Here is a 24,375-nt window from a genome sequence, read left to right as displayed (position 1 = left end):
AACGTTATTTATTCAGAGTTATCTTTATTATGGCAATTAGTAAATTCTCATTACCTTGCACTATTAATATGATCGCCGTGTTGTTTGTTTTTGTACTCGCTGGCTGTCAGGGGAAACCAAAAACAACACCCGTCCCTGCTCCTGCCCAATCCGCAGAAGAGCCGCAGGTTGTCCAGAGCGAAAAATATATTAAAGACAGTAATAAGTTGAAACTGTGTCAGGCGCAGCTTGAAGCGCTAAAAGTCGTTAATTCGTCGGAGCACCGCTCAATGCAAACGACATTTGACGCGCTGATGAGCAATGCAGCTCAGTATACCGGGGTGCGAAAAAACGTTGGGGAGAATACTCAGGATACGGTTGACTCCCTTTATCACTACCGCGCGAATCAGCTTTGTGCACGGATTGCACAAGCACTGATGGATAGCCTAACCAAGAAGGGTGAAGCACGGCCATGATTGGTAAATACCCTGCTCCTTTTGCTTTGTCTGCCGCCGCGTTGGTGGTTATGACTTGCCTGGGCGCAATGCACAGTAAAGTGTATGCAGCGGAGCTGGAAGCTCCTGCCGTTTTACAATTTGCCACTTCTTATCAGGAGCAACAGCATAAGACTCCGCAGGCACCTCTGGCTCCGCCTGTTCAGGAGAGGCTTACTCCTCCTCGTGTTACTAGTGAAGCAGTCAACACCGTCACGCCACCACGGCGGCGGGTTCAGGCTGCGCCTGCGCCTGCCCCACGCGTTGATCGCACACAGCTAAAAGCGTTGCGGCGAGACATCGCTGATAAAGACCGAGAAATCTCACAAAAGGCTAAGACAATCCGCTCCCTTGAAGAGCAGATCGCCGTTCTACAGCAGTCACCACCTGTGGCACCCGTGGTTGAAGAAACGTCTCAGTTAAGCCAGGCGGATAAACAGGCAATGCTGGATATGGCACAGAACTTACGCCAGATTTTCAGCCTACATCCAACCCACAACACACTTGTCGAGAAATTGACTCAGGCGAAAGACCAGCTTAAAGAGGTTCAGCTAGCTGAAACTGCCCTGCGCGGCCAGCTCAAGGCCCTTAATGAGGGGAAAGAGCACGTTCTCAGCGCGCACGAGGCAGCTTTAAACCAGCAGATCGAAGAGTACAATAAAAAAATCGCTGAGTTGGAAACAAACCTGTCAACCAGTCGTGATGATATTCAGAAAATCACAGCAGAACGGGATGAAATAAAATCCAAAGAGCAAAAATTAGCCGCTGATAGTGCCCAGGAAAAAGAGAAGCTGACTAAAGAGAAACAGCAGCTGCTGGAACAGATTGCCCAAAGCCAGGAGGGTGCCAGTGGTCAGGATGAAGCCAGTAAACAGCAGCAGCTCGCGCTTGAAAAGAAGCTCTCTGAAGCAGAGCAAACAAAAAATAAGCTGCAAACTGAAGCTGAACAGCTAAAAACTGAGCTTGCTGCACGCCCAACCGCTGAACAGCTTGCTGAAAGTGAGCTGATTGCGAAATCACTGATGGCTAAAGTAGATCTGTTGCAACTAAGCCAAAAAGCTCCCGTGGATACCGCTGCCACAGCAACTGATAAACCGGGAACACCGCCAGCAGAAAATGACAAAGAACTTCAGGCGAAGCTTGATGCGGCACTGGTCGAGCTGGCAGAGGCCAAAAAACAGAAAGCAGACGTCAAAGCCAGTCCTGAACTGCCGCACGTTACACCAGAACAGCTGAATAAAAAGAGCGCTCGTGAAGGCTATGCAATTGGGATGTCCCTCGGGGATGAAATTTTGCAAATGCAGGCGGAAAATAATAGCTGGGGCAAAGATGCAGAAAAAAATATTGTACTGGCCGGAATCGTAGATGCATTCCAGGGGAAACCCAAACTCTCAGTGGATGCGTTAGAGAAAACATTAACGGAAGTCAGTCATCGAGAAACACAAGAGCAAAAGAAATTAATCTCAAATCTAGATCAGGCGACAAAGCAGTATCTGCAAAAATTTACCAAAATGAAAAACACGAAAAAGTCTCCTTCCGGATTTTGGTATAATATTACCTATGAAGGTGATACGCCAATAGCAGAAAATGCTACTTACAATGTCGTAGTTAAAGAGAGTCTTACCAACGGTGAAGTGATCACTGATATGGATGCCAGAGGTACAATGTTAACGCAGCCGCTATCTGGTTTCCCTCCGGTGTTCCGTGAAGCATTAAAGAAATTAAAAAATCATGGTTCAATTACTATCGTGGTACCGCGCCAGAGCTGGCATATAAGGATATCGGTTCACCGCCGAAAATCCCGCCGAATGCCACGATAATTTTCAACCTGAGAATTGCAGATGCGTACCTTTAACCGGTAGCGTAAAATCTATCTTATTGCTCTGTATGTATTTGCAACCTGTAGTAACAAATGGATAAGTGGCGTATCTGCTTAGATGATACGCCACTTATATGATGAAGCCACCGCTTACATCTTGAATGACTCAGTCTTATTCCAATACAGGCTCTTACTGTTTTCTTTCCTGATCGAGGTGATAACACCCTCTTTCTCCAGTTTTATTAAGATATGTCGTGCATTATAAATGCTTAATTCAGATCGGTTAGCCACATCTCTGGTACTGGCCAGCACTGATGATGAATCTGAACTGGCAGCACCTTTCTCTTTGAAGAAATCATTCAGTGCTGTAATCACCTTATCGACAGATGTTTTACGCTGAATATTTTTAGCAATAGATTCACTCATGGCATTGCTCCTTATGGTATGTACGGCTCCTGCCGATTGAATATATAAAAGATATAAACTACGTAAATCACAGAGACTCCATGATAGTACGCAAGCACATTAAGCGAAACTTAATATCAATTATTAAGTAATATCAATATAAAGAACCATAAAGTTAAATAATAACAGGATAAAAAACTAATTTTAAGTAAAGTACTGAATAGCCTTAAATCATTAACCTGTAACAAATAATCTTAACTTGAAATTAATAATAAAAAGTAAGCACGTTTTATCAAAAAAACCACAATCAGGTGCGGTGGGGTAATCATTGACATGGCTGTTTAGTATTAAGATAATCGGGCGGTAGATAATGGGAAATAATTGAAAAATAAAAATGGACTATTTTATTAATCAGACCATCCATTTTGACTCCATAAATGGATTACTAAACCTTATCGGTAATGATAACTCTGTCGTACAACTTTCCAGGCCAGGCTCAAGACTATTAACTGAACTGATAACTCATTCCGGTAATACCTTAACGCGGGAAGAGTTACTCCGAACCGTATGGGAGGAGCATGGGCTCAGACCTTCGGGAAGTAATTTGAGTAACCACATTAGCCTGCTGAGAAAAGTTTTCTCACAGCTCGGTGTGAATCAGAACATCATTATTACTGTACCAAAACAGGGATTCCGCTTTGATGCAGAAGTAACGCTCATCAGACCCTCATCTGGTTCAAGTAAAGCGACCGATCGCAATAGTAAAAATGAAAAGAATAACCTCCCCGCAATTCAACTAAAATCCTCTCACGGCAGAGATACATTCAAAAAAAATCTCATTATCTGCCTGACTATCGTCATAACCTTACTGGTAATTTATTTTAGCTTAACGACTTACGTATCCCATTCAAAAACCCCTGGCACTATTAACATAAACTCATGTCATATAATTGATCTTGATAGTGACAGCGATAGAAATAGAGAGGTAAAACTTAAGCTATTAGCCTCCCTGATTAAAGAAAAACACATTAACTGTAAAAGTAATAACAGCACTGTTTACTTCAGGTTTTCTAACCTGTTCCCAATAAAGGATTACGATCAGAGCAGTGTTTTTCTTGCTACATGCAGAAAAAATAAAAAAAACAGACTCACCCACTGTGAGAGTTTCCTTTCAACCACTATAAAAAAACCATGAGACATATCCTTTTAACCAGTGGAGCCATCATTTTATTGACCGCTATATGTGTCATTATTCTGCCTCGTGATAAAACGGATGTAGACAGATCCAGTTTCTCTCTGGCATGCAAAGGGGATGTACACTTTTATATTCAGCAGCCGGATGCAGCTGCAACGATGGATGGGAATTTGAGCCTGACCACGCTTGGCAATAAACGGCTGGCGCTGGGATTCTCAGGTAAGCTGCACACGGATAAAGGCAGCTTTACTCTGAGCAGGACGCTGATGATGGACTACATCTATCACGCGGAAAATAATATTCTGGAGCTCAATTATGCAGCCAGTCATGCCACGAACGTGGATACTGCTCCTGAGGACGTGTTCTTTCATGCGCTTCTTAAAGGTCGTCTGTTTATCCTGAAGCTGTCCCGCTTGAGCGATAACACGCTGCTCATCTCAGATGCCACCACCCCGCTCTACGCCTGTGTTAACCAGTAAACCCAGATAAAAAAATGGCTTAACCACCTGTGCAGTTAAGCCATTATTATTCAGCCGTAAAGAGGATTACTGTTTAGCGTATTTCGCTTCCAGAGTAGCGAACCACGGTGCGACGAAGTCATTTGATGTACCCCAGCCAGGGATAATTTTGTTCAGATTTGCCACGTTGACAGCGCCAGTCTGCGCAGCCAGCTGCTGCTGAGAAATGGCTGAGGCGGTAAACTGATAGGTTGCCGGGGTGGTTTCACCGCCGATCTTGTTCGCCACCAGGCGCATGTTTGTTGCGCCAATCAGCTTGCTGTCAACAGCCACGGTCTGCTTCCATGGGCTGTTCTTCTGGTGCATCAGCTGCAAATCCTGGTTAGACACGTCGATACTGTAAAGCTTGATCTCGGTGCGGCCGTTTTCCTGCAAGGCTTTATAGGCACCCTGGGCAAAAGCATCCCATGAGCCCCAGATGGCATCAATCTTACCTTTTGGATACTTCGCCAGAATGGCGCCAATTTTATTGGCCGTATCACCCTGCACATCTGAGGAAACGGCGCCAATTGACTCCAGCTGGTGAATGCCCGGGTTCGCTTTCAGGACTTTTTCATACACCACCTGACGACGTTCCATTGCCGGGAAGCCCGCAACCCACAGCTTGACGATATTTGCATGACCGTTGGTATCTTTCACCAGCTGGTCGAGTGAGAGCTGTGCCAGAGAAGCATCGTCCTGCGCGGTGACGGTAACGCCGTCGACAGGCTGGTTAACCGGGGTATCAAATACGGAAACTTTGATACCCGCATCTGTAATGCGTTTTACCAGTGCGGTGGAGTAAGGGTCTTTCCCGTGTGACAGGATAATCCCGTCATATTTCTGGCTGATGGCCTGATTAACGAAATCCTGGAAGCGCGCATCATCGCCGTTACTGAGGAAGGTGCTGACTTTAAAGCCCAGCTTACGCCCCTCCTGAATGGCTCCGGCTACAAACTGGGTGGTGTTATCGTCAGAACCGAGGTTACGGATCACCGCAATACGCACCGGCCCCTCATGGTTGGCGATAGCAGCAGGAACGGCGGTATCAGCCGCGAAAGCAGGTAATGCAGTCAGCAGGCTCAGAGCCAGCAGCGATGTCGTGATTTTTTTCATTATTATTTACCCTGTCTGAAAATTTTACGCCTGACGGCGCTGTACGTATGTAATGGCCAGTGCAACGGCCAGCACCAGGCCTTTAATAATGTCCATCGCGTAATACGGTACGGAGAGCATTACCAGGCCATTTTGTAAGACACCGAGGATCACTGCGCCCAGCAGCGTACCCAGTGCATTAGGTTTTCCTGCACCCGCCAGCGACAGCCCAATCCAGGCCGCTGCCACCGCATCCATCAGATAGCCGCCGCCCGCATTAACCTGTGAGGAACCAATACGCGAAGCCAGCAGAATACCGCCCATGCCTGCCAGTAACGACGAGATCACATAGGCCAGCACGCGGTAGCGCGTGGTGCGGATCCCGGACAAGCGTGCCGCCTCAGGGTTACCGCCAATGGCATACATGCGGCGACCATGCTTAGTCAGCGACAGCAGCAGCTGCGCCACCACCGTCACCGCCAGCATCACAATCACGATAATCGGCACCTGGCCCAGCAGTGAAAACACCGCAGGAATAGTGCCTTCCGCCATATCACCGCTTGGCAGCACCATATTCTCGGTAATTGAACCGCCAAAGCTGTAAGTCATCGCCACACCCTGCACCACAAACAGACTGGCAAGCGTTGCCAGCATGTCCGGTATTTTCAGCACGACAATCATAAAGGCGTTAAACAGACCGACCAGAGTACACAGCAGCAGCGTCAGGGCGATAGCCTGCGTCGGGCCGAGGCCGTACCAGACAAACATCGAGATCACCAGCGAGTTAGCCAGCGACGCGGTCGATCCGACCGACAGGTCAAAACCACCGATAGTCAGCGAGATCGATACGCCAATCGCGATCACCGTGACGATGGCAATCGAACGTAAGATATTGATGATATTGGTCGGCTCAAGGAAGCTGTCCGATGCCAGGCCAAAGCCAGCGATCAGCGCCACTACCGTCAGCAACATCCCCCATTTATAGAGAAAATCAAACAGCTGGTGTCGGACGGACGGTGCCGCCTTCAGGGAAATTTCTTTGCTGCTCACGCAGGCGTTCCTCCGGTGGAATAAAGTAAAAGTGTCTCTTCATCAACGTCATTAGCAGCCATTTCGGCAACAATGCGCCCGTCCCACAGTACGCAGATGCGGTCGCACAGGCCGACCAGCTCAGAAAATTCGCCAGAGGCATAAATCACCCCTTTTCCCTGGCGAGCCAGCCCGTCGATAAGTTCGAACAGGTCTGTTTTAGCCTTGATATCCACGCCTTTGGTCGGTTCATCAAAAATCAGTACATCGGCGTCATTACGCAGCCATTTGCCAATTGCTACCTTCTGCTGATTGCCTCCGGATAAACGACGCAGTGTCTGTCGCGGCCCGGTGGTTCTAATCCCCAGCTTTGCAATCACCTCTTCCGCCCAGCGCCACGCCTGACGATGGCCAAATAAGCTCCAGCGGGAGAAGCTGTTATCTGCCGTTACGCTGAGATTCATCACCACAGACTCCTCAATAAAGATGCCCTCTTTGCGGCGTTCTTCCGGGATCAGCGCCATCCGATTGTCGACGGCGGCGTGAGGAGATGAAGGTTTCCACGGTTTTCCGTGAAGTTCACCATGCTGCACCCGGCTTTTACTGGCACCGAACAGCGCTTTACACAGCTCGGTTTTCCCCGCGCCTGCCAGCCCCGCAATGCCCAGGATCTCGCCTTTATTTAGCGTCAGGGTGATATCTTTTAACAGATGCTCGTCATGCAGCCCGGCAATATGCAGCAGCGTCTCGTTACTGAACGGCGGGCGCTGCGGCGGGTAGATATCGTCAAGCTGATGACCGAGCATCTTCTCAACAATCTGCTCACCGCTTAATCCCTGCATCGGGCCACTTTCAATCAGCTCACCGTCGCGCAGCACCGTCAGACGATCGCAGATAGCCTTCAGCTCATGAATACGATGCGAGATAAACACCACGCCGATTCCGCTACTTTGCAAACGGCGTACTACGGCAAACAGACGTTCACTTTCATGCTGATCAAGCGGAGCGGTGGGTTCATCAAGCACCAGAAAACGGCAGTGGTGCGACAGCGCACGCGCCAGCAGTATCTGCTGTTTTTCTGCCAGCGTGCACTGCTCCACCTGGCGCTTCACATCAATCTGTACATCTAACTGCGCCAGCAGCGCCCGTGCCTGACGGCGCATCTCGCCCCAGCGATAAAGCTGACCACCTTCAGCCAGGCGATCCAGCATAATATTCTCTGCCACGCTCAGTCCCGCCACCAGCGCCACATCCACTTCCTGCTGTACCAGATGAATACCCAATTGTTTTGCATCGCGCGGGGAGCGAATGGTCACAGGCTGACCATCCAGCAAGATCTCACCGCTGTAGTGATCGTATGCGCCCGAGAGCACCGCCATCAGCGTTGATTTTCCGGCACCGTTGGCCCCGGTCAGCGCATGGATAGAGTGCCCTTCCAGAGTAAGGTCGACGGATTTAAGCGCCGCAAAACCGCCAAAAGCGATGGAGATCTGGCGCATTTCAAGGCGATTTATCGCGGTCATGGGCGTGTTTTCTCAAGCTCAATAAATAAAGGGGTGCGCCGCATTTTTTAACGGATTGTCACGGCAGGCAACGAACGAAAGGACATAAGCTAACACAAAATGTTATTAGCCATCCAGATGTCCAGATACTACAGGGGGAAGCGCTGGTATGCTGCTTATAACCAGTTAATAAAAGGGGAATAACTGTCAGATACTGCGTAGTTATGCTGCACAGAAAAACACATTGCCGGGGGAGAGACATAAAAAAACCGGCGAACAGGTCGCCGGTTGAGGTCATCGCTAACTGTGATTATTTAGCTGCTTTGAAATTCTCAGCAGCCACGTCCCAGTTAACCACGTTCCAGAACGCCTTGATGTAGTCAGGGCGTTTGTTCTGATACTTCAGATAGTAGGCGTGTTCCCACACATCCAGGCCGATGATCGGGGTGCCGGATGCGCCAGAAATCGCTTCGCCCATCAGAGGGCTGTCCTGGTTAGCCGTTGATACAACCGCCAGTTTGTCGCCTTTCTTGACCAGCCACGCCCAGCCAGAACCGAAACGGGTCGCTGCCGCTTTTTCGAATTCAGCTTTGAACGCGTCAACGCTGCCGAAATCTTTCTCGATGGCTGCTTTCAGGTCGCCGCCCAGAGAGGTTCCGATTTTCAGACCTTTCCAGAAGAAGCTGTGGTTAGCATGACCGCCCGCGTTGTTACGCAGTGGGCCTTTTTTGTCAGCCGGAAGCTGATCCAGTTTAGCGATCAGCTCTTCAACCGGCAGGTTGGCAAACTCGGTTCCTTCCAGCGCTGCGTTCGCGTTGTTCACATAAGCCTGATGGTGCTTAGTGTGGTGGATCTCCATGGTCTGCTTGTCAAAATGCGGTTCCAGTGCGTCATACGCATAAGGCAGGGATGGCAGTGAATAACTCATGTTCATCGTCTCCATTCAGATTATGGGCGGCGCTCGCTGTTCAGCACCGCGTAAGCAGTCGGATCATTATAGTTAAATAAATGATCGGGAAAAGGGATATCAATGCCCCGGTGTTAGTAAGGGTATCTTTACCAGCGGGCGTCAGAGGGGAGTTATATCATTAACCTGTTGCGTTACAACCAAATGATCTAAGCGATTGTTTCATCAGCCAGGGCGAGGCATGCCTCGCCCCTACGGGAACATATTGGGATCTGGATCTGCGTTCATCACAGTTGCCCCCGTAGGGGTCGGGCATGCCCGACCCGTTCCATCCCCAACCCGGGGTCAGCGTCCCAGCGCCGCCAGTGATTTATCCAGCGCCCCCACCAGCCAGTCAATATCACTCTCCTGGAATGCCAGCGGCGGACGCAGCTTCAACACATTACCGTATGGGCCAGCCACTGAAGTCAGTACATGATTTTCCCGCAGCATTTCGGTGACATCCAGCGCCAGCTGCTTATCCGGCGTTTTACTGGCTTTATCTTTTACCAGTTCAAAACCAATAAACAGACCTGCGCCGCGCACATCGCCTACACACTCATACTTATCTTTCAGCGAGGAGAGCTCTGAAAGCAATTTCGCCCCAACCACCCGGCTGTGTTCCTGTAATCCTTCCTCTTTAATCACTTTCAGTACCGCCTGCGCTGCTGCCATCGCTACCGGATTGCCGCCGAAGGTATTGAAATAGGGGATTTCATCGCTGAACGCGGCCAGCACGTCGCTTTTCGCCAGCAGGCCAGACACCGGGATCCCGTTACCCATCGGCTTACCGGTGGTAATCACATCCGGCACCACATCGTGGCGGGCAAAGCCCCAGAATGCTTCTCCGGTACGGGCAAATCCTGGCTGTACTTCATCGGCAATAAAGATGCCGCCGTTTTTGTGCACCACGTCGATAGCCTGCTTGAGAAAGCCTTTTGGCCCCGGCAGCACACCATCGGAGGAGAAGATCGAATCCGCAAGGAAACCGGCAAATTTAATACCGTGTGCCGCCATATCATCGATCTGTTTCTGGATTTCATTGGCAAACCAGGCACCAAGATCGGGAGCATCAACGCGGTAGCGATCCGGCGGCAGCACCAGACGGGTAGTTGCAGCCAGCGGCTGACCGCTGCCCAGCGCCGGAGAAACGCCGGATGTCAGGTCGCTGGTGCCGTGGTAGGACTCCTGGGTAACAATAATCCCGGTGCCGCCGCTGTAAGCACGCGCCACGCGGATCGCCAGGTCATTGGCTTCTGAGCCGGTGCACATATACATCGCGCGGTCGATCTCCGCCGGGGCGGTAGCTAACAGCTGTTCGGAGTAGTCGAGAATGGCTTCGTGCAGATAACGGGTGTGGGTATTCAGCTGATTCATCTGCTGATAAACCGCCTCAATCACCGCCGGATGGCAATGCCCGATGCTGGCCACGTTGTTATACACATCGAGGTATTTCTCCCCGGCGGCATCCCACAGATACTGGCCTTTACCGCGTACCAGATGTACCGGCTTACGGTAGAACAGGCGGTAAGACTCACCCAACACCTTACTGCGTTTATCGGTCAGCTTACGCACATCAGCGTCCAGGCCGTCGGCATGTTCGGCGCGGAAACTGTTGGTATCCATGATGGTTGAACGTGTGGCCATAATCACTCCCGTTGCTAAATTGAGGTTTACCCGGAGACAGGCAGTCAGCAATGTCTGACCTTCATCATGGCAACTTTTTTGTGAAATGCAACCAAATACACAAACGCAATAAAATACACATGCACGGCGCGTTAATGTCGGTTAGGCTATGTCGGTGAATCATCTACAGGAAAGCAGAATGATGTTGCAGGAAACACGTTTACATCGCATCCGGGCGCTGCTCAGTACCCTCAACCAGGTGAGCACCGAACGAATCATCAAAGAGCTGGGTATTTCACGTGAAACGGCCCGCCGCGACATGATTGAGCTGGAAGCTGAAGGGCTGGCAAAACGCGTTCACGGTGGCCTGGTGGCGCTGAATGCCACACCGGAACCACCGCTGACGGTGCGCAGTTCGGTAATGGCCAAAGAGAAGCGGGCGATTGCACGCGCGGCGGTACAGCTGTTACAGCCGGGGCAGACGGTATTTATGGATGCGGGCAGCACTACCACCATGCTGGCGGAAGAGCTGCGTTCTATGTCGGGTCTGACCATCGTCACCAACAGCCTCAACGCGGCATTAAAACTCTGTGCGGCTGAAGAGCATGAGACACTGAATAATCAGGTGATTCTGCTGGGCGGTAATATGCAGGCTGGCGCACAGGAGACACGCGGAGAGCTGACCATCGATGAGATCTACCGCTTCCGCGCTGACGTTGCGCTGCTTTCTCCGGTCGGACTGGACGCCAAACACGGTGCCAGCAGTTTCCAGCCGCACGAAGCGGCCATCGCGCGCGCCATGACGCGCCAGGCCGGGCGGCTGATATTGCTGGCCGATCACAGCAAGCTCGGTGTTAACAGCCGGATGAATTATGCCAGCATTGAGCAGGTCAGCACGCTGGTTACCGACAGCAGCGCCGCCACTCTGCCCGCCTGCATCGCTCTACAGCAGGTGCTCACCCAGGTGGTGCTGGCTTAAAGCAACCTCTGCGGATGCGTATACACCGTGGCGCGTCCCGGCTTGCTGAAACCTACCAGCGTCAGATTGCAGCGCTGCGCCACCTCTACCGCCAGCTGTGTAGCGGCGGAGACGGCAAACAGAATCTCAACACCGCACATGGCAGACTTCTGCACCATCTCATAGCTGGCGCGGCTGGAGACCAGCACCGCGCCCGCCGCCGCTGGCTCTTTGCTGCGCATTCCCAGCAGCTTATCCAGCGCCACATGCCGGCCCACATCTTCACAGCCGAGGCTTAACTCTCCGGCAGGGGTAACCCATGCGGCGGCATGAGTACAGCCGGTTAGCTGGCCTACGGGCTGGAATGACTTCAGCTGATTCAGCGCATGGTCAAGATGCTCTAAGGCAAATGAGTGGGTAAATGGCAGCGGCTCGACTGGCTTACCAATTTCCGCCAGCTGCTCCACGCCACACACCCCGCAGCCGGTGCGGCCGGCCATAGCACGGCGCTGCTCCTTTAACGCCATAAAACGGCGGCTGGAAAGCTCCACCTGCACCTCAATTCCCTGGCAAACCGTGACTACGTCGATACCGAAAATATCCGCCGGCGAGGCAATAATACCCTCCGATAACGAAAAGCCGATGGCAAATGCCTCCAGATCTTTCGGCGTCGCCATCATCACCACATGAGAAATACCGTTGTACACCAGCGCCACCGGAACTTCCTCTGCCAGCCAGTCCGGCTGCGGCTGTTGCAAGGCATCGCGCTGCCATACCGCAATCTGACGTGCGCCAGATACCGGTGACAGAATTCCCTCTTTTTTGTGCTGTTTTTCACTCACTGAATTTAGCCTGCCCCATCAACCCTATTTTTTTTGTGGTATTATTTAAACTCGTGCGCGTTTAAAAAGGCGCCTGTGCTCATTGTGAACCTCTCACCTTTGCTGCGCAAAAAAATTGACCCGTGTCGAATCAGGAATGACGTTATGAAAGTCAGCAGAAGACGATTTTTTAAAATCTGTGCGGCAGGAATGGCGGGAACCACCGCTGCCGCTCTGGGCTTTGTGCCTACCGCTGCGCTGGCAGAAAGCCGCCAGTACAAACTGTTGCGCGCCCGTGAAACACGCAACACCTGCACCTACTGCTCGGTGGGCTGCGGCCTGCTGATGTACAGCCTCGGCGACGGTGCAAAAAATGTTAAAGAGCAGATATTCCACATTGAAGGCGACCCCGATCACCCGGTGAGCCGCGGTGCCCTGTGCCCGAAAGGGGCTGGACTGCTCGACTTTATTCAAAGTGAAAACCGCCTGAAATATCCAGAATACCGCGCTGCCGGTTCTGATAAATGGCAGCGTATCAGCTGGGATGATGCTTTTACCCGCATTGCCAGGCTGATGAAAGACGATCGTGACGCCAATTTTATCGCGCAGAATAAAGATGGTGTCACCGTCAACCGCTGGCTCAGTACCGGAATGCTGTGTGCCTCCGCTGCCAGCAATGAAACCGGCTATCTCACCCAGAAGATGACCCGTTCCCTCGGCATGCTTGCCGTCGACAACCAGGCGCGCGTTTGACACGGACCTACGGTAGCAAGTCTTGCTCCAACGTTCGGTCGCGGTGCGATGACCAACCACTGGGTCGACATCCGCAATGCCAATCTGATTATTGTGATGGGTGGCAACGCCGCTGAAGCGCATCCGGTAGGATTCCGCTGGGCGATGGAAGCCAAAATCCATAACAATGCGAAACTGATCGTTATCGATCCGCGCTTTACGCGTACGGCATCGGTGGCTGATTTCTACACGCCTATTCGATCCGGCACCGACATTACATTCCTGTCGGGCGTGCTGCGCTATCTGATCGAAAATGACACCATCCAGCATGAGTATGTGGCGGCTTATACTAACGCCAGCCTCATTGTGCGCGATGACTTTAGCTTCGATGACGGCCTGTTTAGCGGCTACGATGCGGCAACCCGAAGCTATGACAAAACCAGCTGGCACTATGCGCTGGATGAGCAGGGTTTTGCACAGCGTGACACCACGCTGACGCATCCACGCTGTGTGTGGAACCTGCTGAAAACCCATGTCAGTCGCTACACGCCTGAAATAGTTGAACGTATCTGCGGCACGCCGCGGGCGGACTTCCTGCACGTTTGTGAACTGCTGGCGGCCACCAGCGCTCCGGATCGCACGGCTTCGTTCCTCTATGCACTTGGCTGGACGCAGCACTCGATCGGCGCACAGAACATCCGCACCATGGCGATGATCCAGCTGCTGCTGGGCAATATGGGTATGGCGGGTGGCGGTATCAATGCGCTGCGCGGCCACTCCAATATCCAGGGGCTGACCGATCTCGGTCTGCTTTCGCAAAGCCTGCCGGGCTATATGACGCTGCCCTCAGAGCATCAGACCGATCTCAACAGCTACCTGAGCGCAAACACGCCGAAAGCACTGCTGCCAGGTCAGGTGAACTACTGGAGTAACTATCCAAAGTTCTTTATCAGCCTGATGAAAGCCTTCTACGGCGAGCATGCACAGGCGGAAAACAGCTGGGGATTCGACTGGCTGCCGAAGTGGGATAAAGGCTACGACGTGTTGCAGTATTTCGACATGATGCATCGCGGCGAGGTCAACGGCTATCTCTGCCAGGGCTTTAATCCGCTGGCTTCATTCCCGCACAAGCAGAAGGTGGCAGAGTCGCTGGCGAAGCTGAAATTCCTGGTGGTTATCGATCCGCTCACCACCGAAACCGCCAGCTTCTGGGAAAATCATGGCGAATTTAATCGCACCGAACCATCTCAGATCGCAACGGAAGTGTTCCGCCTGCCGTCCACCTGCTTTGCCGAGGAAAACGGGTCAATCGTCAACTCCGCCCGCTGGCTACAGTGGCACTGGAAAGGGGCAGATGGCCCGGGTGAATCGCGCAATGATGGCGAAATCCTCGCCGGGATTTATCGCCGCCTGCGCCAGCTGTATGCGCAGGAAGGCGGAGCGCTGCCGGAAGCCGTTCTGAATATGAGCTGGGACTACCAGACTCCTGACTCTCCAACCTCCGAAGAGGTGGCCAGAGAGAGTAACGGCCGGGCGCTGAAGGATCTGCTGGATGACAGCGGCCATGTGGTGGTGAAAAAAGGGGAGCAGTTCAGCAGCTTCGCCCAGCTGCGCAGCGACGGCAGCACTGCCAGCGGCTGCTGGATCTTCGCCGGAAGCTGGACGCAGGAAGGCAACCAGATGGCGAAGCGCGATAACAGCGATCCCGCCGGGTTAGGCAATACCCCAGGCTGGAGCTGGGCATGGCCGCTTAACCGCCGCATCCTCTATAACCGCGCTTCTGCCGATCCGCAGGGTAAACCGTGGGATCCAAAACGCCAGCTGCTGCACTGGGACGGTGCGAAATGGGCCGGACAGGATATTGCCGACTACAGTACTGCACCGCCGGGCAGCGATGCCGGGCCGTTTATCATGCAGCCGGAAGGCATGGGGCGGCTGTTTGCGCTCGACAAGCTGGCGGAAGGGCCGTTCCCGGAACACTATGAGCCGTTTGAAACCCCGCTTGGCACTAACCCGCTGCATCCTGCGGTGGTATCCAATCCGGCGGCGCGCGTGTTCCCCGGCGATCTCGCCTCCATGGGCAAGGCAGAGCAGTTCCCGTATGTCGGAACCACCTACCGCCTCACCGAGCATTTCCACTACTGGACCAAGCACGCACGGCTTAATGCTATCGCGCAGCCGGAGCAGTTTGTCGAAATAGGCGAAACGCTGGCGGGCAAACTCGGCATCAGCCACGGAGACACGGTCAAAGTCAGTTCACAGCGCGGCTACATCAAAGCCAAAGCGGTGGTGACTAAACGACTGCGGACTCTGGCAGTGGATGGCAAAGAGGTCGATACCATCGGCATTCCGATTCACTGGGGCTTTTTGGGCGCGGCGAAGAAAGGCTTCCTCGCCAACACCCTGACGCCGTTTGTTGGCGATGCCAACACGCAAACGCCGGAGTTTAAGGCGTTCCTGGTTAACGTGGAGAAGGTATAACCGATGGCTTATCAATCACAGGACATCATTCGCCGCTCGGCCACCAGCGGCCTGACGCCTCCACCACAGGCCCGTGACCATCAGCTGGAGGTGGCAAAGCTGATTGATGTCACCACCTGCATTGGCTGCAAAGCCTGTCAGGTAGCCTGCTCGGAGTGGAACGACCTGCGTGACGAAGTGGGAAGTAATGTCGGGGTGTATGACAACCCCGCCGATCTGAGCGCCAAATCCTGGACGGTAATGCGCTTTTCTGAAGTGGAGGAGAACGGCAGGCTGGAGTGGCTGATCCGCAAGGACGGCTGTATGCACTGTGCCGACCCTGGCTGCCTGAAATCCTGCCCGTCAGAGGGTGCGATTATTCAGTATGCCAACGGCATCGTCGACTTCCAGTCCGAGCAGTGCATTGGCTGCGGCTACTGTATCGCGGGCTGCCCGTTCAACGTGCCGCGCATTAACGCCCAGGATAACCGGGCGTATAAGTGCACGCTGTGCGTTGACCGCGTGAACGTTGGCCAGGAGCCGGCCTGCGTGAAAACCTGCCCCACCGGCGCAATTCATTTCGGCAGCAAAGAAGAGATGAAAACGCTGGCGGCAGAACGCGTCAGCGAGCTGAATACGCGGGGCTTCGCCAATGCCGGTCTGTACGATCCGGCAGGTGTTGGCGGTACCCACGTTATGTATGTGCTGCATCATGCTGACCGGCCAGCGCTCTATCACGGGCTACCGCAGGATCCGGCCATCAGCCCGGCGGTAACGTTCTGGAAAGGGATCTGGAAACCCCTGGCAGCGCTGGGCTTTGCTGCCAGCTTTGCTTCAATGGCATTTCACTATATCGGGGTGGGGCCGAACCGGGCCGATGAAGATGAGCAGGATGAGGAGGAAAACCGATGAAACCACGTCAGCGTATTCAGCGTTACAGCGCACCTGAGCGCATCAACCACTGGCTGGTGGCATTCTGTTTTATCTTTGCCTCCGTCAGCGGGCTGGGTTTTTTCTTCCCGTCGTTTAACTGGCTGATGAATATCTTCGGCACGCCGCAGCTGGCACGTATTCTGCACCCCTTTATCGGGGTAGTGATGTTTATTGCCTTCCTGCGGATGTTTTTACGCTACTGGCGGCACAATCTGTTCGACAGAGAAGACCTGATTTGGGCAAAAAACATTCATAAAGTTGTGCAAAACGAAGAAGTCGGCGATACCGGGCGCTATAATTTCGGACAGAAGTGTGTATTTTGGGCTGCTATCGCCAGCTTAATTCTGCTGCTTGCCAGCGGCATTGTTATCTGGCGGCCTTATTTTGCTCCCGCCTTCAGCATCCCGCTGATCCGTGCAGCGCTGGTGGTGCACTCTGTCGCTGCGGTGCTACTGATTGCGATAATTATGATGCATGTGTATGCCGCGCTGTGGGTAAAAGGCACGATAACGGCCATGGTTGAAGGCTGGGTTACCGCAGCCTGGGCCAGAAAGCACCATCCGCGCTGGTATCGTAGCGAGCAAGAGCAGCAACACCGGCAAAAACAACAGGAAAAAGGCCCCTGATGACCATTCGCATTATCCCGCAGGAGCGGCTGGAGAAAAGCGATCTTATGGCGGCGGAGACCATTCCGCCGTTACTTTTCCCCAGATTGAAACAGCTCTACACGCGCCGCGCCGCTCGTTTGCGGCAGCTGGCGGAGAAAAATCCGTTAGGTGACTATCTGCGCTTTGCCGCGGTGATCGCCACCGCTCAGGAGATCGTTCTTTACGACCACCCGCTAGAGATGGATTTGCGCAAGCGCCTGGAAGAGAGCGCGCAGCAGGGTAAGCCGCCGCTGGATATCAACACGCTGCCGCGTGACGCACACTGGCAGCGCCTGCTGCATTCACTGATCGCCGAACTGAAGCCCGAGATGACCGGCCAGGCGCTGTCGGTGCTGGAAAATCTGGAGAAAGCCTCCTCAGCGGAACTTGAAGGCATGGCCAGCGCGCTGTTTGCTAATGAGTTTTCCCGCGTCAGCAGCGACAGAGCGCCGTTTATCTGGGCGGCACTCTCCCTTTACTGGGCGCAGATGGCCGCGCTGATCCCAGGAAAAGCCCGTGCCGAAGCGGGTGAGCAGCGTCAGTTTTGCCCGGTCTGCGCCAGCGTTCCGGTCACCAGCATCATCCACATGGGCGGCGGTCGGGAAGGGTTACGTTACCTTCACTGCAATCTGTGTGAAAGTGAGTGGCATGTGGTGCGCGCCAAATGCAGCAATTGTGAACAGACGCACGACCTCCATTACTGGTCGCTCGACAGCGAGAACCCGGCGATCAAAGCCGAAAGCTGCGGCGACTGTGGCACCTATCTGAAGATGCTTTACCAGGATAAAGACCCGGCGGTCGAGCCGGTGGCAGACGATCTGGCATCGCTGATCCTCGATGCACGTATGGAGCAAGAAGGCTTTGCCCGCAGCAGTCTCAATCCATTTTTATTTCCCGGGGAGTAGTCCATGAAGCTGATCGGCAATTACACCAGTCCGTATGTGCGTAAAATTTCAGTGATGCTGCTGGAAAAGGGAGTGACCTTCGAATTCGTCAATGAATCCCCCTGGCACGAAGGCAGCCATGTCAAAGACTATACCCCGCTGGGGAAAGTCCCGGCGCTGATTGGTGACGATGAGACGGTTTGGTACAACTCGTCGATCATCGCCGCATACCTGGAACTGCTGCACCTCGACCCGGCGTTTCTGCCTGTCGATCCACGCGCGCAGCTTGAGGTACGTCAGCTGGAAACCCTGGCCGACGGGGTCTGTGATGCCGCCCTGCTGATCGTTCGTGAACAACAGAAAGATCCGGATCAGCAGTCTGCCAGTGAAATGCTGCGTCAGCGCGATAAAATTCAGCGCGGACTGGATGCGCTGGAAGCGGCGGCAGCGCAAGGGAAATGGCTGAACGGCAAACAGATGACGCTGGCAGACATCGCCACCGCCTGTACCCTGGGCTACCTGAATTTCCGCCGCGTGGCGCCGGGCTGGAACGTTCAGCGGCCTGCTCTGGTGCAGTTGGCAACAACCCTGTTCCAGCGCGACAGCTTTGCCCGCACAGAGCCGCCCGCAGCCTGAGTTAACCAATGAAAACACTGTTTAGCCAACTTCCCGCCATTGACAGTCTGTTGCGCCAGGCAGATTTTCAGTCACTGAGTGACCGCTGGGGCCATCGCCAGCTGGTCACCCTGCTGCGCCTGCTGCAACAGCAGGCGCGCCAGTATATCCAGCAACATCAACAGCTCCCCGAATGGAGTCATAACTGGGCGGAACACGCCAGCAGCCTGCTGGAACAAACCCGCGTCAGCGGCCTGCAATCCGTGCTGAACCTCAGCGGTACCGTGCTGCATACCAATCTGGGCCGGGCGCTCCTGGCCGAGCCTGCCGTCAGTGCGGTGAGCCGCGTGATGCGCTCACCCGTCACGCTGGAGTATGCGCTGGATGATGCCGGACGTGGTCACCGTGACCGGGCGCTGGCTGACCTGCTGTGCCAGCTGACTGGCGCGGAAGATGCCTGCATTGTTAATAATAACGCAGCGGCCGTGCTGCTAATGCTGGCGGCGCTGGCACCGGATAAATCGGTAGTGGTATCACGGGGTGAGCTGGTAGAGATCGGCGGATCGTTCCGCATTCCCGATGTGATGACCCAGGCAGGCTGTACGCTGCACGAGGTTGGCACCACTAACCGCACCCACCTGAAAGATTATCGCCAGGCAGTCACGGCAGAGACCGCGCTGCTGATGAAGGTACATACCAGCAACTACCAGGTACAGGGCTTTACCAAAGCGGTCAGCGAGGAAGAGCTGGTGGCGTTGGGGAACGAGCTGAATCTGCCGGTGATAAGCGATCTCGGTAGCGGATCGCTGATTGACCTTTCCCTGTACGGCCTGCCTCCTGAACCCATGCCGCAGGCGCTGATTGCCGCAGGCGTCAGCCTTGTCAGCTTCTCCGGTGACAAGCTGCTCGGTGGGCCACAGGCGGGGATAATCATCGGTAAAAAAGCGCTGATTGAGCGCCTGCAACAGCATCCGCTGAAGCGAGCATTACGCGTCGATAAAATGACGCTGGCGGCGCTGGAAGCCACATTACAGCTCTATCTGCATCCAGAAAAACTGGCGCAGCAGCTCCCCACTCTGCGGCTGCTGACGCGTACTCTGCCCGATATCGCCCGCCAGGCAGAGCGGCTGGCACCGCTGCTGCAAACCGCTCTTGAGGGGCAGTTTTCCGTGGAGTGCGCCGACTGCCTGTCGCAAATTGGCAGCGGCTCACTACCGGTAGAACAGCTGCCCTCCGTGGCGCTCACGCTGACTCCATGCGACGGCAGCGGCAGTACGCTGCTGGCGCTGGCAGCACGGCTGCGTACGGGTGAGGTTCCGGTTATCGGGCGTATTCACCATGGCAGCCTGTGGCTCGATCTGCGAACACTGGAAGATGAAGCACTACTTATCAGGATGATTACGGGATGATTATTGCCACAGCCGGCCATGTTGATCATGGCAAAACCTCTCTGATTCAGGCGATAACCGGCATGAATGCCGACCGCCTGCCGGAAGAAAAATCACGCGGGATGAGTATCGATCTCGGTTATGCCTGGTGGCCGCAGGCCGATGGTCAGATAACCGGCTTTATCGATGTCCCCGGCCATGAAAAATTCCTGAATAATATGCTGTGCGGCATCGGCGGTATCGATCACGCCCTGCTGGTTGTCGCCGCCGATGACGGCGTGATGCCGCAAACCCAGGAACATCTGGCGATCCTGCAACTGAGCGGGCAGCCCGCGCTGACCGTCGCAGTTACTAAATGTGACGGCGTGGAACCCGCCCGACAGGACGCGGTAGCGCAACAGATTCGCCAGCTTGCCCGGCAGCTCGGCTGGGAAAACATCGCGCTGTTTACCACCAGCACCCTCACCGGAACCGGCATTGCTGAACTGAGCGATCATCTGCGTCAGCTCTCCGCACGCCAGCATCAGCAGGAGCAGCTGTTCCGCCTGGCGATTGATCGGGTGTTTAGCGTTAAAGGCGCCGGGGTCGTCGTCACCGGCACCGCACTGTCCGGTGAGGTGCGCATCGGAGACTCGCTGTGGCTGACCGGCATGAACAAACCGGTGCGGGTGCGCAACCTTCATGCGCAGAACCAGCCGACGGAATTTGCCCGCGCCGGGCAGCGCATTGCACTGAATCTTAGCGGTGGTGTTGAAAAAGAAGGGGTCAGCCGCGGCGACTGGCTGCTGACTGCCGCCCCGGAACAGCCCTATGAGCGGGTTATTGTCAGTCTGCAATCACACCAGCCGCTGCATCAGGGCCAGCCGCTGCATATTCATCACGGTGCCAGACATATCACCGGGCGTATTTCTCTGCTGGACGACCGTCTGGCCGAGCTGCTGCTCGACAGCCCGCTGTGGCTGGCGGGTAATGACCGGCTGATTCTGCGGGATATCAGCGCCCGTCAGACGCTGGCCGGGGCCAAAGTGCTGCTGCTGACATCACCTAAAAGGGGCAAACGCCAGCCCGCCTTCCTTAACTGGCTGCACCAGCTGGAAGCGGCCACAAATTCGGCTGACAGGCTGGAGCTACTGTTGCAGCGGCATCCCTGGCACATGGAGGAGCTTAACTGGTTTTTCCAGCGCAGCGGCAGCGCCCTGATCGCCACGCTGAATGATGCAAAGTTTATTCAGGCCGCAGGCTACCTGCTGCTGCCGCAAACAGCCCTCGACTGGCAGTCAGCATTACTCAGCACGCTGGAAAATTATCACCAGCAGCATAGCGATCGTCCAGGGATTGGCCGCGATCGTCTGCGCCGCATGGCATTCCCCACTCAGCCGGCAGAACTGGTGCTGGCCATTATCGATCGGTTAATCGAGCAGCAGAAGCTGATTAACAACCACGGCTGGCTGCATCTGCCCGATTTTAAGATCAGTTTTGATGATCGGGAGGCTGCCATCTGGCAGCAGGCAGCGCCGCTCTTTGCCGCTGAAGCCTGGTGGGTGCGCGACCTGGCAAATAAAGTAGGTTGCAGCGAAGAGCTGATGCGCCAGACGCTGCGTAAAGCGTCGCAGAGCGGTGCCATCACCGCGATTGTAAACGACCGCTACTACAGCCATGAGCAGCTTGCCCGCTTTGCCGCAATCATCTGCGATCGGGCGGGCGACGGAGAGGGAACCAGTGCCGGAGATTTCCGCGACCGGTTGGGCGTTGGCCGTAAGCTGGCTGTGCAGATCCTCGAATTTTTCGACAACTGCGGTTTTACCCGCCGTAAAGGTAACGAACATCTGTTGCGCGACGGTCAGATGTTCCGTTAATATGCTGGATAAATAACCAGTAAAGGGAAGAGTGCAATGCAACGTTGTGGCTGGGTTTCCGCAGATCCGTTATATATCGCCTATCACGACAGTGAATGGGGCGTTCCCCACACTGACACCCAGGCACTCTTTGAAATGATCTGCCTTGAAGGTCAGGTAGCGGGATTATCCTGGCTGACCGTGCTGAAAAAGCGCGAAAATTACCGCCGTCTGTTTCATCATTTTGATGTCCGGGCGGTAGCAGCGATGGATGAGGCCGATATTGAGCGTCTGATGCAGGAGAGTGGCATTATCCGCCACCGAGGCAAAATTAGCGCCATAATCGCCAATGCTCGTGCGCTGCTGGCGATGGAAGCAGCCGGAGAAGCATTTAATAGCTTTATCTGGAACTTTGTGGAGAATCAGACACAGGTCAGCCGTTTTACTGACTATCGTACTGCTCCTGCGACCAGCCCTGTCTCCGACGCCATGTCAAAAGCGCTGAAAAAACGCGGTTTCAAATTTGTTGGTTCAACCACCTGTTACTCATTTATGCAGGCCTGCGGGCTGATCAGCGAACATACCACCACCTGTTTTTGCCACCCTGATAACCAGAAGTAGCTTTCGCTTACAAATTTGGGAATAAGCCTGGGTATTTCCTCCACATTTCAGCGGCATAATGGCCGCGTTTACGGGCAACTTTGTCCAATTGCAGCGAAAGAGAGGGATCCCCCCATGAAGAAAAGCGTCATCACACTCGCCCTGGTGCTGTGCGGCACCCTGACCGTGGCTGGCTGTACTACTAACCCTTACACCGGCGAACGCGAAGCGGGTAAATCTGGCATTGGTGCAGGCATCGGTGCTGCATTGGGTGCCGGTGTTGGCATGCTCTCCTCCTCCAAGAAAGATCGGGGTAAAGGGGCATTGATCGGCGCTGCGGCCGGTGCTGCACTGGGCGGCGGTGCGGGTTATTACATGGATGTGCAGGAAGCTAAACTGCGCGATAAAATGAGAGGCACGGGCGTTAGCGTCACTCGTAACGGCGATAATATTGTGCTGAATATGCCTAATAACGTCACCTTTGACACCAATAGCAGCACGCTGAAACCAGCGGGTGCCAATACCCTGACCGGCGTGGCAATGGTGCTGAAAGAGTATCCAAAAACTGCGGTTAACGTTATTGGTTATACCGACAGCAGCGGCAGCCGCCAGCTGAATATGTCCCTCTCCCAGCAGCGTGCTGATGGTGTGGGCAGCGCACTGATCACCCAGGGCGTTGCGGCAAGCCGCGTGCGTACTCAGGGTATGGGCCCGGATAATCCTATCGCCTCAAACAGCACCGCAGAAGGCAAAGCGCAAAACCGTCGCGTTGAGATCACTCTCAGCCCGCTGTAACTGTTCCGCCATCCCGGTAGTTCAGCGCCGGGATGGTTATTCCAGTATTTTGGAATAAAACTCCCGTATCATAGTGAGACTGCGCAATATGTGCTACCCTGCGCAGAAATTGATCACTACACGCACACATGTCACTCAAAGCTATTGCCAGCGCACTCGGTCTCTCTGTGACCACCGTCAGTCGGGCCCTGAATGGCTATGATGATGTGGCAGAAGAGACTCGTCAGCGGATCCAACAGGAAGCCAGGCGGCGGGGATATCGTCCCAATGCTGTTGCGCGACGTCTGAAAACCGGGCGCACCAACGCTGTCGGTCTGCTGTTTCCCGTCACTCCCCTTCCGTTTAACGATATCAGCTTCGTCGAAATGATGGGCGCTATCGCGCAATCGCTTGCGCGCGCGGATGTGGATTTACTGATCATCGCTGACGATACCCATGACGACCATCGCGGTATGCAGCGTATGCTGCGCACCAAGTGCGTGGATGCGCTGATCGTTGCCCATACTGCCCGTCACGATAGCCGCCTGATCAAGCTGCAACAGCTGGCATTTCCATTTCTGGCTTTAGGCCGCAGCGAGCTGGACAGCCCTTATGCCTGGTTCGATTTCGATAACTATAACGGGCCTGCACTCGCGGTAACGCATTATGCCGATCGCGGGCTGCAACGCTTTGCCTGGCTCGGCAGCCATCACGATCAGACGTTTGTTGATCAACGCCGTCAGGGATTTCTTGATACGCTGGCACAGCGCGGCCTGGCACAGGATGCATGCTGGCAGGTCGATCCTACACGCCGGGAAGGATACCGTCTGACCCGGCAGCTGCTGGCGCAGGCCCGGCGACCGCAGGTGGTGATGGCCGACTGTAATATGCTGGGTGACGGCGCGGCAATTGCCCTGCGGGAAGCAGGTTTTATCACCGGATCACAGCGCATTGAGCTGGTAGTGTACGACGGACTGCCTGCGGATTCAGTGATCAGCGACCCGGTGACCAGCATTGTCCAGGCCACGCGCCCTGATGTCGGCCAGCAGGTGGCAGAAATGGTACTGAGGCTGATTCAGGGGGAGGACGTCAACAGCTTGCAGGTGTTATGGCAACCGGAGCTGAAACTGCCGTAATGCTG

General features: G+C 54.3%; 22 protein-coding genes. 15 read left to right on the top strand and 7 right to left on the bottom strand.

The window, feature by feature from the left end:
* The first annotated feature begins 29 nt into the window (after positions 1-29).
* On the top strand, positions 30-455 hold the full coding sequence (locus GN242_RS00215; RefSeq protein ID WP_154753297.1) for a YuaE family lipoprotein: 426 nt from the start codon (positions 30-32) through the stop codon (positions 453-455).
* Positions 452-2,293 carry an FKBP-type peptidyl-prolyl cis-trans isomerase N-terminal domain-containing protein gene (locus tag GN242_RS00210; protein ID WP_156286707.1) on the top strand — a complete coding sequence of 614 codons (1,842 nt, stop codon included), beginning with the start codon at positions 452-454 and terminating at the stop codon, positions 2,291-2,293. The genes GN242_RS00215 and GN242_RS00210 overlap by 4 nt, the downstream gene beginning before the upstream one ends.
* Before the next feature lie 149 nt (positions 2,294-2,442).
* Here the strand turns inward: GN242_RS00210 and GN242_RS00205 are convergent, their stop codons facing one another.
* A complete protein-coding gene (locus GN242_RS00205; RefSeq protein ID WP_156286706.1) occupies positions 2,443-2,718 on the bottom strand; it encodes a FaeA/PapI family transcriptional regulator in 276 nt (91 codons plus the stop codon).
* A 373-nt stretch (positions 2,719-3,091) separates the two neighbouring features.
* On the opposite strand from GN242_RS00205, the gene GN242_RS00200 reads away from it, so the two are divergent.
* Together GN242_RS00200 and GN242_RS00195 are read left to right on the top strand one after the other, a co-directional pair.
* Positions 3,092-3,892: a winged helix-turn-helix domain-containing protein gene (locus GN242_RS00200; protein WP_156286705.1), complete on the top strand. Its 801-nt coding sequence runs from the start codon at positions 3,092-3,094 to the stop codon at positions 3,890-3,892.
* A 158-nt stretch (positions 3,893-4,050) separates the two neighbouring features.
* Positions 4,051-4,371, top strand: coding sequence for a FidL-like protein (locus GN242_RS00195; protein ID WP_197094749.1), 321 nt, complete (start codon positions 4,051-4,053; stop codon positions 4,369-4,371).
* Positions 4,372-4,437: 66 nt separating this feature from the next.
* On the opposite strand, the gene GN242_RS00190 is transcribed toward GN242_RS00195, so the two are convergent.
* The 5 genes from GN242_RS00190 to GN242_RS00170 all read right to left on the bottom strand — a co-directional run bounded on the left by GN242_RS00190 (position 4,438) and on the right by GN242_RS00170 (position 10,608).
* Positions 4,438-5,505, bottom strand: a complete 1,068-nt coding sequence (locus GN242_RS00190) for a sugar ABC transporter substrate-binding protein (protein ID WP_154753292.1) — start codon at positions 5,503-5,505, stop codon at positions 4,438-4,440.
* A 24-nt stretch (positions 5,506-5,529) separates the two neighbouring features.
* A complete protein-coding gene (locus tag GN242_RS00185; RefSeq protein ID WP_156286703.1) occupies positions 5,530-6,534 on the bottom strand; it encodes an ABC transporter permease in 1,005 nt (334 codons plus the stop codon).
* Positions 6,531-8,036 (bottom strand): sugar ABC transporter ATP-binding protein, encoded by a 1,506-nt coding sequence (locus GN242_RS00180; RefSeq protein WP_156286702.1) that lies wholly within the window; start codon positions 8,034-8,036, stop codon positions 6,531-6,533. The genes GN242_RS00185 and GN242_RS00180 overlap by 4 nt, the downstream gene beginning before the upstream one ends.
* A 289-nt stretch (positions 8,037-8,325) precedes the next feature.
* Entirely contained in the window at positions 8,326-8,943 is a 618-nt protein-coding gene (sodA, locus tag GN242_RS00175; protein WP_154753290.1) for a superoxide dismutase [Mn], read from the bottom strand.
* Between the two features lie 324 nt (positions 8,944-9,267).
* Complete coding sequence (locus GN242_RS00170) at positions 9,268-10,608, bottom strand: aspartate aminotransferase family protein (protein WP_156286701.1); 1,341 nt, start codon at positions 10,606-10,608, stop codon at positions 9,268-9,270.
* 181 nt (positions 10,609-10,789) lie between these two features.
* Between GN242_RS00170 and GN242_RS00165 the strand changes: the two genes are divergently transcribed.
* Positions 10,790-11,566: a DeoR/GlpR family DNA-binding transcription regulator gene (locus GN242_RS00165; protein WP_154753485.1), complete on the top strand. Its 777-nt coding sequence runs from the start codon at positions 10,790-10,792 to the stop codon at positions 11,564-11,566.
* Here the strand turns inward: GN242_RS00165 and fdhD are convergent.
* Entirely contained in the window at positions 11,563-12,357 is a 795-nt protein-coding gene (fdhD, locus tag GN242_RS00160; protein ID WP_374189550.1) for a formate dehydrogenase accessory sulfurtransferase FdhD, read from the bottom strand. The two genes, GN242_RS00165 and fdhD, sit on opposite strands and share 4 nt — an antisense overlap.
* Positions 12,358-12,531: 174 nt before the next feature.
* Here fdhD and fdnG point away from each other — a divergent pair, with 174 nt between their 5' ends.
* The 10 genes from fdnG (at position 12,532) to GN242_RS00110 (ending at position 24,370) form a co-directional block, all read left to right on the top strand.
* Positions 12,532-15,579, top strand: a complete 3,048-nt coding sequence (gene fdnG / locus GN242_RS00155; protein WP_156286699.1) for a formate dehydrogenase-N subunit alpha — start codon at positions 12,532-12,534, stop codon at positions 15,577-15,579.
* A gap of 3 nt (positions 15,580-15,582) precedes the next feature.
* Positions 15,583-16,470 carry a formate dehydrogenase subunit beta gene (gene fdxH, locus GN242_RS00150; protein WP_156286698.1) on the top strand — a complete coding sequence of 296 codons (888 nt, stop codon included), beginning with the start codon at positions 15,583-15,585 and terminating at the stop codon, positions 16,468-16,470.
* Positions 16,467-17,117, top strand: coding sequence for a formate dehydrogenase cytochrome b556 subunit (fdoI, locus tag GN242_RS00145; RefSeq protein ID WP_154753286.1), 651 nt, complete (start codon positions 16,467-16,469; stop codon positions 17,115-17,117). The genes fdxH and fdoI overlap by 4 nt, the downstream gene beginning before the upstream one ends.
* On the top strand, positions 17,117-18,043 hold the full coding sequence (fdhE, locus tag GN242_RS00140; RefSeq protein WP_154753285.1) for a formate dehydrogenase accessory protein FdhE: 927 nt from the start codon (positions 17,117-17,119) through the stop codon (positions 18,041-18,043). The genes fdoI and fdhE overlap by 1 nt, the downstream gene beginning before the upstream one ends.
* Before the next feature lie 3 nt (positions 18,044-18,046).
* Positions 18,047-18,658, top strand: a complete 612-nt coding sequence (locus GN242_RS00135; protein ID WP_156286697.1) for a glutathione S-transferase — start codon at positions 18,047-18,049, stop codon at positions 18,656-18,658.
* 8 nt (positions 18,659-18,666) lie between these two features.
* The gene (gene selA / locus GN242_RS00130; protein WP_156286696.1) at positions 18,667-20,046 is read left to right on the top strand and encodes an L-seryl-tRNA(Sec) selenium transferase; all 1,380 of its coding nucleotides are present in this window, start codon (positions 18,667-18,669) and stop codon (positions 20,044-20,046) included.
* Positions 20,043-21,881, top strand: coding sequence for a selenocysteine-specific translation elongation factor (gene selB, locus GN242_RS00125; protein WP_154753282.1), 1,839 nt, complete (start codon positions 20,043-20,045; stop codon positions 21,879-21,881). Before selA ends, selB begins: the two co-directional genes overlap by 4 nt.
* A 36-nt stretch (positions 21,882-21,917) precedes the next feature.
* Positions 21,918-22,481, top strand: a complete 564-nt coding sequence (locus GN242_RS00120; protein ID WP_154753281.1) for a DNA-3-methyladenine glycosylase I — start codon at positions 21,918-21,920, stop codon at positions 22,479-22,481.
* Positions 22,482-22,595: 114 nt separating this feature from the next.
* On the top strand, positions 22,596-23,255 hold the full coding sequence (locus GN242_RS00115; protein ID WP_154753280.1) for an OmpA family lipoprotein: 660 nt from the start codon (positions 22,596-22,598) through the stop codon (positions 23,253-23,255).
* A gap of 128 nt (positions 23,256-23,383) precedes the next feature.
* Positions 23,384-24,370 (top strand): LacI family DNA-binding transcriptional regulator, encoded by a 987-nt coding sequence (locus GN242_RS00110; RefSeq protein ID WP_154753279.1) that lies wholly within the window; start codon positions 23,384-23,386, stop codon positions 24,368-24,370.
* Positions 24,371-24,375: the final 5 nt, after the last annotated feature.

It is taken from the genome of Erwinia sorbitola, from assembly GCF_009738185.1.
Taxonomy (GTDB): Bacteria; Pseudomonadota; Gammaproteobacteria; order Enterobacterales; family Enterobacteriaceae; genus Erwinia; species Erwinia sorbitola.
The sequence above is the reverse complement of the archived record's forward strand: the minus strand, read 5'-3'. Positions and strand labels throughout refer to the sequence as shown.